Source organism: Pseudomonas sp. MM211 (genome assembly GCF_020386635.1).
Taxonomy (GTDB): Bacteria; Pseudomonadota; Gammaproteobacteria; order Pseudomonadales; family Pseudomonadaceae; genus Aquipseudomonas.
The window spans coordinates 3,830,754-3,844,399 of record NZ_CP081942.1 but is presented as its reverse complement, the minus strand read 5'-3'; the positions used below and the strand labels follow the sequence as shown (position 1 = coordinate 3,844,399).

The 13,646-nt window shown below is 62.0% G+C and carries 10 protein-coding genes; 5 read left to right on the top strand and 5 right to left on the bottom strand.

The features are described from left to right. Positions 1-2: 2 nt before the first annotated feature. From K5Q02_RS17620 to xthA, 4 genes are all read right to left on the bottom strand, one after another. Entirely contained in the window at positions 3-197 is a 195-nt protein-coding gene (locus tag K5Q02_RS17620; RefSeq protein WP_225832664.1) for a hypothetical protein, read from the bottom strand. Continuing rightward, positions 194-1,186 (bottom strand): TerC family protein, encoded by a 993-nt coding sequence (locus tag K5Q02_RS17615; RefSeq protein ID WP_225832662.1) that lies wholly within the window; start codon positions 1,184-1,186, stop codon positions 194-196. Before K5Q02_RS17615 ends, K5Q02_RS17620 begins: the two co-directional genes overlap by 4 nt. A 154-nt stretch (positions 1,187-1,340) precedes the next feature. Then, positions 1,341-2,717 carry a substrate-binding domain-containing protein gene (locus K5Q02_RS17610; RefSeq protein ID WP_225832660.1) on the bottom strand — a complete coding sequence of 459 codons (1,377 nt, stop codon included), beginning with the start codon at positions 2,715-2,717 and terminating at the stop codon, positions 1,341-1,343. Positions 2,718-2,795: 78 nt separating this feature from the next. Next, entirely contained in the window at positions 2,796-3,608 is an 813-nt protein-coding gene (gene xthA / locus K5Q02_RS17605; RefSeq protein WP_225832659.1) for an exodeoxyribonuclease III, read from the bottom strand. Between the two features lie 146 nt (positions 3,609-3,754). On the opposite strand from xthA, the gene K5Q02_RS17600 reads away from it, so the two are divergent. From K5Q02_RS17600 to tpx, 3 genes are all read left to right on the top strand, one after another. Continuing rightward, positions 3,755-5,488 (top strand): autotransporter assembly complex protein TamA, encoded by a 1,734-nt coding sequence (locus K5Q02_RS17600; protein ID WP_225832657.1) that lies wholly within the window; start codon positions 3,755-3,757, stop codon positions 5,486-5,488. After that, on the top strand, positions 5,485-9,156 hold the full coding sequence (locus K5Q02_RS17595; protein WP_225832655.1) for a translocation/assembly module TamB domain-containing protein: 3,672 nt from the start codon (positions 5,485-5,487) through the stop codon (positions 9,154-9,156). Before K5Q02_RS17600 ends, K5Q02_RS17595 begins: the two co-directional genes overlap by 4 nt. A gap of 67 nt (positions 9,157-9,223) precedes the next feature. Further along, positions 9,224-9,724, top strand: a complete 501-nt coding sequence (gene tpx, locus K5Q02_RS17590; protein ID WP_225832654.1) for a thiol peroxidase — start codon at positions 9,224-9,226, stop codon at positions 9,722-9,724. Positions 9,725-9,778: 54 nt separating this feature from the next. Here tpx and K5Q02_RS17585 read toward each other — a convergent pair whose 3' ends face one another. Then, positions 9,779-10,711 (bottom strand): LysR family transcriptional regulator, encoded by a 933-nt coding sequence (locus K5Q02_RS17585; protein WP_225832652.1) that lies wholly within the window; start codon positions 10,709-10,711, stop codon positions 9,779-9,781. A gap of 240 nt (positions 10,712-10,951) precedes the next feature. On the opposite strand from K5Q02_RS17585, the gene chvE reads away from it, so the two are divergent. Both chvE and mmsA read left to right on the top strand, forming a co-directional pair. Beyond that, a complete protein-coding gene (gene chvE, locus K5Q02_RS17580; RefSeq protein ID WP_225832651.1) occupies positions 10,952-12,016 on the top strand; it encodes a multiple monosaccharide ABC transporter substrate-binding protein in 1,065 nt (354 codons plus the stop codon). A gap of 103 nt (positions 12,017-12,119) precedes the next feature. Continuing rightward, positions 12,120-13,646 carry a multiple monosaccharide ABC transporter ATP-binding protein gene (mmsA, locus tag K5Q02_RS17575; RefSeq protein WP_225832649.1) on the top strand — a complete coding sequence of 509 codons (1,527 nt, stop codon included), beginning with the start codon at positions 12,120-12,122 and terminating at the stop codon, positions 13,644-13,646.

Below are 13,646 nucleotides of genomic sequence, written 5' to 3'. Positions count from 1 at the left end.
GCTCAGGTGCCAGGTGGCTCGTCGAGCCCCGGCACCAGAGTCAATTTCGTCGTGTTGACGCGCATGTGCAGTTGCGCGGCGAAGGTACGTGCAGCGAGTTCGTTATCGAACATCAGGGTGCGCTTGCCCAGGCGTACGCACCAGCGTAAGCCGTCGCCTTTGTCTACGCATTCGATCTGCACGTCTTGCTCGGTCACGTCGTCTCTGCAGGCTTCTTGTCGCGGGTTTTCAGCAGCGACAGGATGACGCCGCCGGCCAGTACACCCATGGTAACGCCGAGCGAGAGCAAAGCGGGAACCTTGATGAAGCCATGCAGGAATATCTTGCAGCCGATGAACATCAACACGATCGCCAGTGCGTACTTGAGGTACACGAAGCGGTGCATCAGTGCCGCCAATGCGAAGTACAGCGCCCGCAGGCCGAGAATCGCGAAGATGTTCGAGGTGTAGACGATGAACGGATCCTGGGTGATGGCGAACACCGCCGGCACGCTGTCCACGGCAAATACCAGATCCGCCAGTTCGATCAGCACCAGTGCCAGGAGTAATGGGGTGGCGAACAACAGCATCTTGCCGCTGGCTGGGTCGTGCTGACGCACCAGAAACTTGCCGTCGTGCAGGTCATCGGTCACCCGGATGTGCTTGCGCAGGAAGAGCAGGAACTTGTTCTGCGACAGATCCGGATGCTCGTCGTGATCCTTGCTGAACAGCATCTTGATGCCAGTGAACAACAGGAACGCACCGAACACGTAGAGGATCCAGTCGAACTCCTGAACCAGGGCCGTTCCCAGACCGATCATGATCGCCCGCAGCACGACCACGCCGATGATTCCCCAGAACAACACGCGATGCTGGTATTTGCGGGGGATACCGAAGAAACCAAGAATCATCGCCATGACGAACACGTTGTCCATCGATAGCGACTGTTCGACCAGGAAGCCAGTGTAGAACTCCAGTGCCTTGGTGGCGCCAAGCTCCCACCAGACCCAGCCGCCAAACGCGACGCCCACGCTGAAGTAGCCAGCGTAGAGCAGCAAGCTTTCGCGCATTTCGATTTCATGCTGGTCGCGATGCAGGACGCCGAGATCGAAGATCAGCAGCGCAAAGACGATGACGATAAACGCCATCCAGAAATAGTACGGGGTGCCGAGAAACGGCGTGGACATAAAGGCATGTAGAGCTGTCATGGGCCCTCCCTGTTTAATGCCTAAGTTGAGATTCAACTTAGTGACTCCGACATCACGATGAGAGAACTCATCGCCAGAGGGGCCCGGCGTCACATGTTTATAAGGCTAGGATGAATCGCGCGGTTGAGCAAGTGCTTGGCGCGCCTCGGAAAAATCAATACACCCAGACTTCCACGCGGCGGTTCTTGATTCTGCCGCTGTCGCCATCATTGTCGGCGACCGGCAACTCATCACCGAGACCGGCGACTTCACGCAGCACCACGCCTTCGCGCACCAGTTCGCGGCGTACCGCCATGGCGCGCAGCTTGGACAGCAGTTCGGCGCGTGCCGAGACGGCTTTTGGATCGCCGAAACCGACCAGTACCACCTTGTGCTGCAACTTGTCGTGCTGTTTGAGGTAATCGAGCACCCGGCGCAGATCCTGCTGGGCCTTGTTATCGAGGCTGGCGCTGCCCTCCTGAAAACGGAAGTTCACCGATAGGCGCTGGGCGTCGCGTGCCAGGGCCTGATAGGTCGCTGGCATGTCGGGTGTGGCTTGGATGCTGATCGCCTGCACGGTCTGCGCGATGAAGCCGTTCTGCGCGACGATAGCCTGGCCTCGTGGACTCTGAGCGAATTGCAGCAAGGCTTCGGCCCACGGGTTGGTGCTCTTCGGTGGCCCGTAGAGGAACAGGCGCCGTGACAGCGGGTAATCCTCGGTGGCGATCAGTGTCACGCTGGGTAGCATCGGTTGTGACTCGCCGGCAGCGATGGCTACGGCTTTAGCCTTGCGCACGTACGGCAGACCGATGAAACCGATACCCAGCGGGTCACGGGCGACCGAATCGGAAAGCTGCTCGCTGGATTCGAAGCGCTTGGCTTTGCCTGACAACTGCTTGCCGTTGGCGCTCAATACCAGCTCCTTGAAGGTGTCGTAGGTGCCCGAGTTGTCGTCGCGGGCGTACAGATTGATGGCACCGGAGCGTCCGCCCAACTGTGCCCAGTCATTGACCTCGCCGGAGAATATCTGTGCCAGTTGTTCGGTGTTAAGAGCGCTGATGGGGTTGTCCGGATGCAACACAATGGCCAACCCGTCAATGGCGATGACCTGTTCGGCGTCTCGGCTTTTCATGTCACCGAGGGAGGACAGGGTCGCTACTTCGTTGTCCTTGATCGGCCGTGACGAGGCCGCGAGTTCAGCGCTGCCCTGACCTATGGCACTGAAGCCGGTACCTGAACCGTGTGCGGCAATTTCCACTGTAAGCGTGCGGCCTGCCGCGTTCATGGCGGAGATTACTTGCTCGTTTTCCTGGGTGTTGGTGGTGCGGATATTGCGCAGGCCCTGTTGTTCCAACAGGCCTCTGACCAGCGCCGGGCCCAGGTTGGCACCAATGGTATTGGAACCCTGGATGCGCAAGGCTGGGTGATCTCCAGCGGGTAACGGCAGGGCGGCGAATGCCGTCCAGGGGCTCAGGTAGCAGACGAAGCCGAGCAACAGAAACGTCGCGGTTCGGCTCCAGGTTTCTCGGTCACAGACGGGGGCGCGCAGCATGCGGCAAACACCTTGCAGGGGGTGGCTGAAGTGCTGCGACGATAAGACAGAAAAATGACCGGAAGATGACTGTGCGCGTTAGCTCAGTTCCAGCCAGATCGGCGCATGATCCGAAGGCTTCTCCATGCCCCTCAGGTCATAGTCGATACCGGCCTCCTTGAGGCGTTCCTGCAACACCTGGGAGGCAAGGATCACGTCGATGCGCAGGCCACGTTTGGGTTCGTCCTCGAAGCCGCGGCTGCGGTAGTCGAACCAGCTGAAGCGATCGTCGACCTGCGGGTGCAGCGAACGGAAACTGTCGACCAGCCCCCAGCCTTTCAGCGTCGCCAGCCACTCGCGCTCTTCTGGCAAGAAGCTGCATTTTCCGGTCTTCAACCAGCGCTTGCGGTTGACCTCGCCGATACCGATGTCGCAATCCTCCGGCGAAATATTGATATCACCCATGACGATCAGCGGCTGGTCGTGGGCGAAACGACCGGTCAGCAGTTCCTGGAGGTCGGCATAGAAGCGCTGCTTGGCAGGAAACTTGGTGGGGTGGTCGCGGCTCTCGCCCTGAGGGAAGTAACCGTTCATCACCGTGACCGGGTTGCCCTGAGCATCGGCATAGGTGCCGTAGATGAAGCGGCGCTGGGAGTCTTCACTGTCGTTCGGAAAGCCCTTGACCAGCTCCAGTGGCGGCTGACGAGACAGCAGGGCGACACCGTAGTGGCCCTTCTGGCCATGGTAGTGAACGTGGTAACCCAGAGCGCGAATGTCCGCTTCGGGAAACTGATCGTCGCTGACCTTGGTTTCCTGCAGGCCGATCACATCCGGCTGATGCTTCTCGATCAGCGCTGCGAGTTGATGCGGACGTGCCCGCAAGCCGTTGATGTTGAAGGAAACGAGTTTCATGTCGGCGATCCTGGTGATTCTGGCGGTGAGGCGACGAATGCTAGCTGATCAGGGCGGCGCACGGCCAGCGACCGGGCAAGACCTGGAAATGCTTTGGGGCCGTGCCAGCACTGGAATGGGGCGCTTGCCGTGATAGCATCGCGGCCATGAGAGTTATTTTCAGACTAGGCGCGGGATGCGCGCTGTTGTTGTTCAGTTCGGCATTGCTGGCGGAAAACGCACGTCTCGTGGTCAGTGTGCAGCCTGCCAACAACGCGTTGAAGAGCAATGTCGAGGGCTACATCGGCAGCCTCGGTGAGCGTGATGCCGAGGCGCTGCAGCGCTTGCGTCGAGTGGTCGAGGGGCAGGCGGAAAAAGCCGCACAGGCGCTGGGCTATTACCATGCGCAGATCACTACCGAAGTAGTCGAGCAGACGCCGCCGCGGTTGAACGTGCGTATCGTGCCTGGCGAACCGGTACGCATCGGCAGCGTCACCGTTCGCGTCGACGGGCCGGCCGCACAGATGCGCGCCTTTCAGATCCCCAAAGATGCACAGCTCACCCAGGGTGCGCGGCTCAATCATGGCCGTTACGAAGCGGCCAAGCGGCATATTCAGAATCAGGCTTCACGCTACGGCTTCTTCCGCGGACGTTTCACTCAGCAGCGCCTGAGCATCGATCCCCAGGCCGGGTTGGCCGACATCGAACTGATCTATGACAGCGGTCCGCGCTACATCCTCGGCAGCGTAGCCTTCGAAGGCGACATGCCGTTCGACGATGATCTGCTGCAGCGCATGGTTCCGTTCCCCGCCGACACGCCCTACGACTCCGAGCGCATCGCCGAGCTGTATCAGGCGTTGCGCTCCAGCGGCTATTTCGAGTCGGTACGGGTCGATGCCAGCCCCACCGTGGCCGAGCAGCAGGTGATTCCGGTCAAGGTGCACCTGCAGACCCGTCTACCGCGCACCATGGGCATTGGGCTGGGTTTTTCCACCGATGTTGGCCCTCGCGGCCGTGCCAATTGGGAGCGGCACTGGGCCAATCCGCAAGGGCACAGCTATGGCGCAGAGGTGGAAATTTCGGCGCCACGGCAGAACGTCGGTCTTTGGTATGACATCCCCGGCAATCCGCCGTTGACCGATAAGCTGCGAATTGCCGGCGGTTATCAGTACGAAGAGATCGCCAACACCGACAGCCTCAGTCGCTTGCTGACCGTCGGTCCGGAATGGCACAGCCGACTGGACAGCGGCTGGCAGCGGGTGATTTCCCTGAAATGGCAGCGCGAAGAATATCGCCTCGGTGACGACTCGGGGCTGAGTACCCTGCTGATGCCCGGTATCAGCTACTCCTACCTGCAAAGCGACAACCGCATCGATCCCAACCACGGCTACCGCCTGCAGTTCGATGCCTCGGTGGCCAAGGAGGGCCTGCTGGCCGACTCCGATGTCATCCACGGCAATGTGTTGGCCAAGGGCCTGACCACGTTGTGGCAGAACCACCGCTTCCTCGGTCGGGCACAGTTTGGTGGTACCGAGTCCAAGGGCTTCAATTCCTCTGTACCACCCTCGCTGCGCTTCTTCGCCGGTGGTGACCAGAGCGTGCGCGGTTATGACTATCAGAGCCTGTCACCGGAAAACAATCAGGGCGACAAGATCGGGGCACGCTACATGTTCGCCGCCAGCGCGGAGTACCAGTACAGCGTGGCCGACAAATGGCGGGTGGCGACGTTCTACGACACTGGTAACGCCTTCAACTCGCTGGAGATGCCGACCCTCAAGAGTGCGGTTGGTATCGGTATGCGCTGGGTGTCGCCGGTAGGGCCGTTGCGCCTCGATCTGGCTCACCCCCTGGACGACGAGGGCGGTGTGCGGCTGCATTTTTCCATGGGGCCTGAACTGTGAAGCGGGCGCTCAAGTATTCCGGGTTGAGCCTGGCGAGCCTGCTGGCACTGCTGATCGTGCTGCTGATGTGGATGCTGGCGACCTCTGCCGGTAGCCGATGGACACTGGGCCTGGTGCCCGGGCTGCAGGTGGATGGATTCGAGGGACGCCTGGGCGGTCGCTGGACAGCCGAGCAGGTGCTCTGGCGCCAGGGCGTCGATCAGGTACTGGTTCGCCAGCCGTTGTTCGACTGGTCACCTGCCTGTCTGCTGCGCTTGACGCTGTGTATTGATACGCTGCGCAGCGAACGTATCGAGCTGAACTTCGCACCCAGTGACGCGCCGCCGAGTGAGGAGCCGTTTAGCCTGCCGCAGCTCGATCTGCCGCTGGCCTTTGAGGTCGGCGAGGTATGGATTGGCAGCCTGCAGCTCAACGGTGACGATCAGTTGCAGGGCCTGGAGCTTACGGCCGACTGGGCGAGCGATGGTCTGAACGTCAGCAGGCTGCACGTGCAGCGGGACGATCTTGTCGTCGACCTGCAGGGACGCCTACTGCCAAATGGCGAATGGCCGCTGAGCCTGCAGGGCACTGCAGCGCTGCCGTCGCCTGATGGCAAAGACTGGGATCTGGCACTGCGTGTCGAAGGCAACCTGCGGCAGAACCTGGCGCTGACGATCGACAGCACCGGCTACCTGGCCGGGCGCCTGAGCGGTGAAGTGCAGCCGCTGGTCGAGCACATTCCGGCAACTCTGACGTTCACCGCCGACGGCTTCAAGGCCGATGCATCCTTGCCCGATACCCTGCGACTGAACGGCTTGACGTTGCGGGCAGCGGGTAATCTGCAGGACGGTTACGGCATCGATGGCATCGCCACTTTGCCTGCTGAGGATGGCCCTGTCGCCTTGTCGCTGCGCGGCCGCGTCGACGCTAACGGTGCGGATATCGCCACCCTGCGCCTGGCTGCAGCGGAGAACCAGTACCTGGCGATCAACGGGCGCCTGGACTGGCAGCAAAGCTTCAGCGCCGACACCCATGTCGACTGGCAGGATTTTCCCTGGCTGCGCTTGTATCCGCTGGAGGAAGCGCCCCCAGTTACCCTGAAGAAACTCACCGGCGACCTCGCCTACGAGGACGGCAACTACCTCGGCAACCTGTCCGCGGCGCTGGATGGCCCGGCAGGTGCGTTCAGCGTGCAGACGCCGCTCAGCGGTGACCTGCAGCAGGTGCATCTGCCGCAACTGCAGATCCGCGCCGGGCAGGGCAAGATCGATGGCCAGGTGACTGTCGGTTTCGCCGATGCAGTGCGCTGGGATGCACAACTGCAGGTCAGTGATTTCGACCCCGCCTACTGGGTCGCTGAATTGCCGGGACGTATCGCCGATCCGGTGCGCAGTAAGGGAGAGCTGCGCGACGGGCGCCTGGAACTGACGGGTGATCTCGACCTGCAAGGGCGCCTGCGTGGTCAGCCCGCACAACTGCAGACCCAGGTAGCCGGCGCCGGCGAGCGCTGGCAGCTGAGCGCGCTCAGTGCGCGCCTGGGCGACAACCGGATCGACGGTAGCGGCCAGCTCGATCAGCGTCTGCAAGGTGAGCTGCGCATCGCCCTCAACCGCCTCGGTCAGCTATGGCCGGGCTTGCAGGGGCAGGCCTCCGGGCGCCTCGATCTGGCCGGCAGCCTGCAAGCACCGCAAGGCACGTTCGACCTGAACGGCCAGGGGCTGGGATTCGAAGACACGCGCCTGCGTCAATTGGGGCTGGACGCCACCCTGGATGGCAATGGGCAGGCCAAGGTGCAGTTGCGTGGCCAGGGGATTGCCAGCGGCGATACCCAGTTTGGCAATCTGACGATCAACGGCAGTGGCAATCAACGTCAGCAGCAAATGGATCTGAGCTTGCAGGGGCCCCAGCTGCAGACCAGCCTGGCACTCGACGGTACCCTCGATCAGGGCAACTGGCGCGGCCGCCTCAGTCGTGCCGAGGTGCAGGCCGGTGGGCAGGATTGGCGCCTGCAGCAGCCTGCTTCACTGGTGCGCCTGGCTAACGGTCAGATCGACCTCGGCGCACATTGCCTGCGCTCCGGCGAGGCCAGTCTGTGCGGCGAGAATCAGCGCCTGCAGCCGGAACCGAGAATTCGCTATCGCCTTGCCGATTTCCCCCTCGACAGCCTGGCTCCCTTCTTTCCGCATGACTTCGCCTGGGAGGGCAAGCTCAATGCCGATGTGCACCTGGATCTACCGGCGGCTGGCCCCAGCGGGCGTGTGGTGGTGGATGCCGGCAGCGGCACCTGGCGTGCACGTGATAACGGGCAATGGGTGGACTTTACCTACGACAGCCTGCGCCTGAGCAGCGAGCTGAAACCTCAGCGCATCGACACCGAACTGAGCCTGCGTGGGCCGAAGATCGGCGAGCTCATGGTGCAGGCGCAGCTCGATCCACGGCCACAGAACAAGCCGCTGTCCGGCCAGTTCCGCCTCAGCGGCCTTGATCTGGCCATCGTCCGGCCGTTCGTACCGATGGTGGAGCGCTTGTCCGGCCGACTGGATGGAAGCGGCAATCTGTCCGGTGATCTCATGAAGCCGCTGATCAACGGCCAACTGGCGCTCAGCGACGGAGAGATTTCCGGGGGTGAATTGCCAACCAGTTTCGAGGATCTGCAGATCCGTGCGCTGATCGCTGGCGAGAGCCTGCAGCTCAACGGCAACTGGCGCAGTGGCGAGCAGGGGCAGGGCACGCTTGATGGTGCACTGGCCTGGGGCGGCCAGTTGAGCGGCAGCCTTAGTGTGCAGGGCAGCCGCCTGCCGGTGGTCGTCGAACCCTATGCAAATCTGGAAGTGGAGCCGGATATGCAGGTGCGCCTGGCCGATGATCAACTCTCGGTCAGCGGCAAAGTGTCCATTCCCCGCGGCAAGATCGTGGTGCGCGAGTTGCCGCCGTCGACGGTCAAGGTCTCCGACGACGCGGTCATCGTCGGTGCCGAGGCACGTGAGCAGCAGGCGGTGGCCATCAGCATGGACATCGATGTCGACGTTGGCAGCGACAAGCTGACTTTCAGTGGCTTTGGCCTCAACGCCGAGCTGGCCGGGCGGGTACATATCGGTGACGACATGGACACCCGCGGCGAGCTGAACCTCAACAAGGGCAACTTCCGCGGTTACGGCCAGCGCCTGACCATCCGCCGCGCGCGCCTGTTGTTCGCCGGGCCCATCGACCAACCGTTCCTCGATATCGAGGCGATCCGCAAGGTCGATGAAGTCATCGCTGGCCTGCGTCTGACCGGCAGCGCCGATCAGCCGCGTACCGAGGTGTTTTCCGAACCGGCGATGAGCCAGGAGCAGGCGCTGTCGTACCTGGTGCTGGGGCGTCCGCTATCGACGGGCAATGAAGACAGCAACATGCTGGCCCAGGCGGCTCTGGCGCTTGGTGTGGCAGGCAGCTCCGGGGTGACCGGCTCGGTCGCGCAGAGCCTGGGCATTCAGGATTTCCAGCTGGATACCGAAGGCAGCGGCAACACCACCAGCGTGGTCGCCAGCGGCAACCTATCGGAGCGGCTGAGCCTGCGTTACGGCGTCGGCGTGTTCGAGCCGGTGAACACCGTGGCGCTGCGTTACGCGCTCAGCCGACGCCTGTATCTGGAGGCAGCGAGCGGTCTTGCGAGCTCTCTGGACCTGTTCTACAAACGTGACTTCTAGCAAAGGCCTTCCTGACGTAGGATGGCCGCCCATGCGTGTTTTACCCACATAGAAAAGGATCATTTTCATGGCACAAGTAACCCTGCGCGGTAACCCGGTTCAGGTCGACGGCCAGCTGCCGCAAGTCGGTCAGCAGGCGCCTGCCTTCAATCTGGTCGGCGCCGGCCTGGCTGATGTCAGCCTGAGCAGCCTGGCGGGCAAGCGCAAAGTGCTGAACATTTTCCCAAGCGTCGATACCCCGACCTGCGCCACCTCGGTTCGCAAGTTCAACGCCGAAGCCAGCAAGCTGGATAACACCGCGGTGCTGTGTATCTCCGCCGACCTGCCGTTCGCCCAGGCGCGTTTCTGCGGCGCTGAAGGTCTGGAAAACGTCCAGAACCTGTCGACCATGCGCGGCGCCGAGTTCCTCAAGAACTACGGTGTGGCCCTGAGTTCCGGCCCCCTGGCCGGCGTGTCTGCCCGCGCCGTGGTGGTGCTGGATGAGAACGACAAAGTGCTGCACAGCGAGCTGGTTGGCGAAATCGCTGACGAGCCGAACTACGATGCCGCTCTGGCCGTTTTGAAGTAAGTTTCTCGTCACGCGAAAACGGCCTGCTTTGCAGGCCGTTTTCGTTTCAGTGGCTCATTGCTTGTTCAAGCCCGCAGCCACCAGCCTGCGCAGGCGGTTGGCGACCGGCGAAAGCTGCCTGCCCTTGACCAGCAGCAGGTAGTACGGCGACATCTCGATGGTCACGTTGAGTGGCAGCACCTTTAGCTTGGCGCCGACCTGATCGCCCAGCAGCAAGTCAGGAACCTCGCTGGCCAGTGGGGCGATGGCCGAGGACGAGACCAGAATGGCAATCATCGCCAGCAGCGAGGTGGTGTTGGTGATGTTGGTGGGCAGCGGTGCGCCAGCGCTTAGAAAGGCCGTCTCCATCGCTTCACGGATCGGTGCCCGGTGGCTCTGCATCACCCATTCGTAAGGTGACAGGTCGCGCAACGTCACCTGATCGACGTTGGCCAGCGGATGATCCTGGCGAACCATCAGCTTCAGGGTTTCGGTGCGCGCCGGAAATATCTCGAAGTCCGCCGGGTTGACGCCGCGCGGCAGGCGGGCAAGCACGAAGTCGTTCTTGCCGGCAGCCAGGTCATGCACCAGCACGTCACTGGCTGCCACGTTGACGTGCACGTCGGCCCGTGGCGAGATCGCCTTGAGCTGGCGAATCGCTGGAATCACGAAACCCACCGCCGCTCCGGTCACCGCGCCCACCGTGGTGATGCCGCCTTCGCCGCGCTTGAGCTCTTCGACGTCCTGCGCCAGGTCTCGCAGCTCTACCAGCATATTGTGCGAGCGCTGCGCCAGCGCTCGGCCGATCAGGGTCGGCAGCATGCCTTTGGCATTGCGCTCAAACAGTCGTGCGCCGAGGGTATGTTCGATGTCCGCCAGCATGCGCGAGGCGGCCGGCTGGGTAATGGTCAACTCGTCTGCCGCCAGGCCGAGCTGGCCGTGCTCGGCGATCGCGGCGATCAGCCGTAACTGGGGAATCTTCAGGTGTCGGGCGATCCCGATATCCATGGCAGCTCTCACTTTATTGTCGTTATCGGAGGCACTGAACGGATTCTGCGACGGGGTAGGGTGCTTGTCGACTGCTACATACCAGTATTGGTATGGCGGTGAGCGGAATATGAATTTGATTGATATGGGTGGCTGGTTCTATCTTCATGTCTGCTTTGAAAGCTCTTCGCTGACCGAACAACAATAACTGCGATGTCGCGTGTGCCCCGGCCCACAGCAGGCGTCGCCCAGGAGAAGCTGATGAACACTGTCCGTAAACTCGTGGCCGCCGTGGCCATGGGCGCCAGCCTGTTGAGTGCCGCGTCCGCAGGGGCCGCCGAAAAGGGTTACGTGGGTATCGCGATGCCCACCAAGTCGTCCGCCCGCTGGATCGACGATGGCAACAACATGGTCAAGCAACTGGAGAAGGCCGGCTACAAGGCCGACCTGCAGTACGCCGAAGACGACATCCCCACCCAGGTCTCGCAAATCGAAAACATGATGGTCAAGGGCGTCAATGTCCTGGTCATCGCGGCGATCGACGGCACCACGCTCACCAACACGCTTGAAAACGCCAATGCCGCGGACATCAAGGTCATCGCCTATGATCGCCTGATTCGCGACAGCGAGTACGTGGACTACTACGCCACCTTCGACAACACCAAGGTCGGTGTGCTGCAGGCCGAGTCGCTGGTCAAGGGCATGCAGGCGCGCGGGCCAGGCCCTTACCACGTCGAACTGTTCGGCGGCTCGCCAGACGACAACAACGCCTACTTCTTCTACGACGGCGCCATGTCGGTGCTGCAACCGCTGATCGACAAGGGCGAGATCAAGATCCTCTCCGGGCAGACCGGCATGGGCAAGGTCGGCACCCTGCGCTGGGATGGCGCCACTGCCCAGTCGCGCATGGACAACCTGCTGTCCGCCAATTACACCAAGGAGCTTCTCGACGGCGTGCTGTCGCCCTATGACGGCATCTCCATCGGCGTTCTCTCGTCGCTCAAAGGCGTTGGTTATGGCTCGGGCGACATGCCCATGCCAATCGTCACAGGTCAGGACTCGGAAGTGCCGTCGGTGAAGTCCATCCTCGCTGACGAGCAGTATTCGTCGATCTTCAAGGACACCCGCCAGCTCGCCGAAGTGACCGTGGGCATGGTCAAGGCGTTGCTCGAAGGCGGCGAGCCGCAGATCAACGACACCAAGACCTACAACAACGGCAAGAAAGTTGTGCCGGCCTACCTGCTGCAGCCGGTCACGGTCGACAAGAGCAACTGGGAAAAGGTGTTGATCGACAGCGGTTACTACACCAAGAACCAAGTCCAGTAGCGTGACTCCGCCGGCAGCCAGGCGCTGCCGGCCATTCAATCCTTTCCTGAAGTGAGCATGGCATGCGCTGCGGCTGGCGCGTACCTTGCGGACGGATAAAGCCATGCAGCAAGACATCATTCTGGAAATGCGCGGCATTACCAAGACGTTCCCGGGCGTGAAAGCCCTGAACGACGTCAATCTCAAGGTGCGCCGTGGCGAGATCCATGCGCTGTGCGGCGAGAACGGCGCCGGCAAATCGACCCTGATGAAGGTGCTCAGTGGTGTCTACCCTCACGGCAGCTACGAGGGCGAGATCGTCTACGAAGGCAAGCCACTGGCGTTTGGCGGTATCCGCGACAGCGAGCGGGAAGGGATCATCATCATTCACCAGGAGCTTGCGCTGGTGCCGCTGCTGTCCATCGCCGAGAACCTGTTTCTCGGTAACGAGATCGCCAGCAACGGCGTGATCGACTGGCCAGAGGTCTATCAGCGTACCGAGGTGCTGCTGAAAAAGGTCGGCCTCGACGAAATCGCCACCACGCCGGTCGAGAAGCTCGGTGTCGGCAAACAGCAACTGGTGGAGATCGCCAAGGCGCTGGCCAAGGACGTCAAACTGCTGATCCTCGATGAGCCCACTGCGGCCCTGCAGGAGAACGACAGCCAGAAGCTGCTCGATCTGTTGCTGGAGTTTCGCGCCCAGGGGATTTCCTCGATTCTGATTTCCCACAAGCTCAACGAAGTCAGCCGCGTCGCCGACAGCATCACGGTGCTGCGCGACGGCGCGTCGGTCAGCAGCATGGATTGCCATACCGAGGCGGTCAGCGAAGAGACCATCATTCGCGGCATGGTTGGCCGCGACATGGAGAACCGCTACCCGGAGCGCATTCCCGAAATCGGCGAAACCCTGCTGGAGATCCGCGACTGGAATGTCTGGCACCCGGAGTCGGCATCCCGGCAGATGATCCGCAACGTCAACCTCAGCGTGGCTGCCGGTGAAGTGGTGGGCATCGCCGGATTGATGGGGGCAGGGCGCACCGAGCTGGCCATGAGCGTGTTCGGCAGGAGCTACGGGCGCAACATCTCCGGCTCCGTGCACTTGCGCGGCAAGGAAATCGATGTCTCCACGGTGCGCCGCGCCGTCGACAACGGCATCGCCTACGTCACCGAAGACCGCAAGTCCCTGGGGCTGGTGCTCGACGAGAGCATCCTCTGCAACACCACCCTGGCCAATCTGCCGGGCGTATCGAGCCACGGCGTGATCGACGAGCACGAGGAGCGACGCGTCGCCGAGCAGTACCGCGAAGCGCTGCACATCCGAACGCCCGGGGTGTTCCAGAAGGTACTCAACCTGTCTGGTGGCAACCAGCAGAAGGTGGTGCTGAGCAAATGGCTGTTCGCCAAACCCGAGGTGCTGATTCTCGATGAACCGACCCGGGGCATCGACGTCGGCGCCAAGTTCGAGATCTACAGCCTGATCAATCAGCTGGCCGCCGACGGCAAGGGCGTGATCATCATTTCCTCGGAAATGCCCGAACTGCTGGGCATGTGCGACCGCATCTACGTAATGAACGAAGGCGCCTTCCTGGGCGAACTGGCGCGCGCAGACGCGAGCCAGGAAAAGATCATGTCGATGATCGTCAAGGCGTGA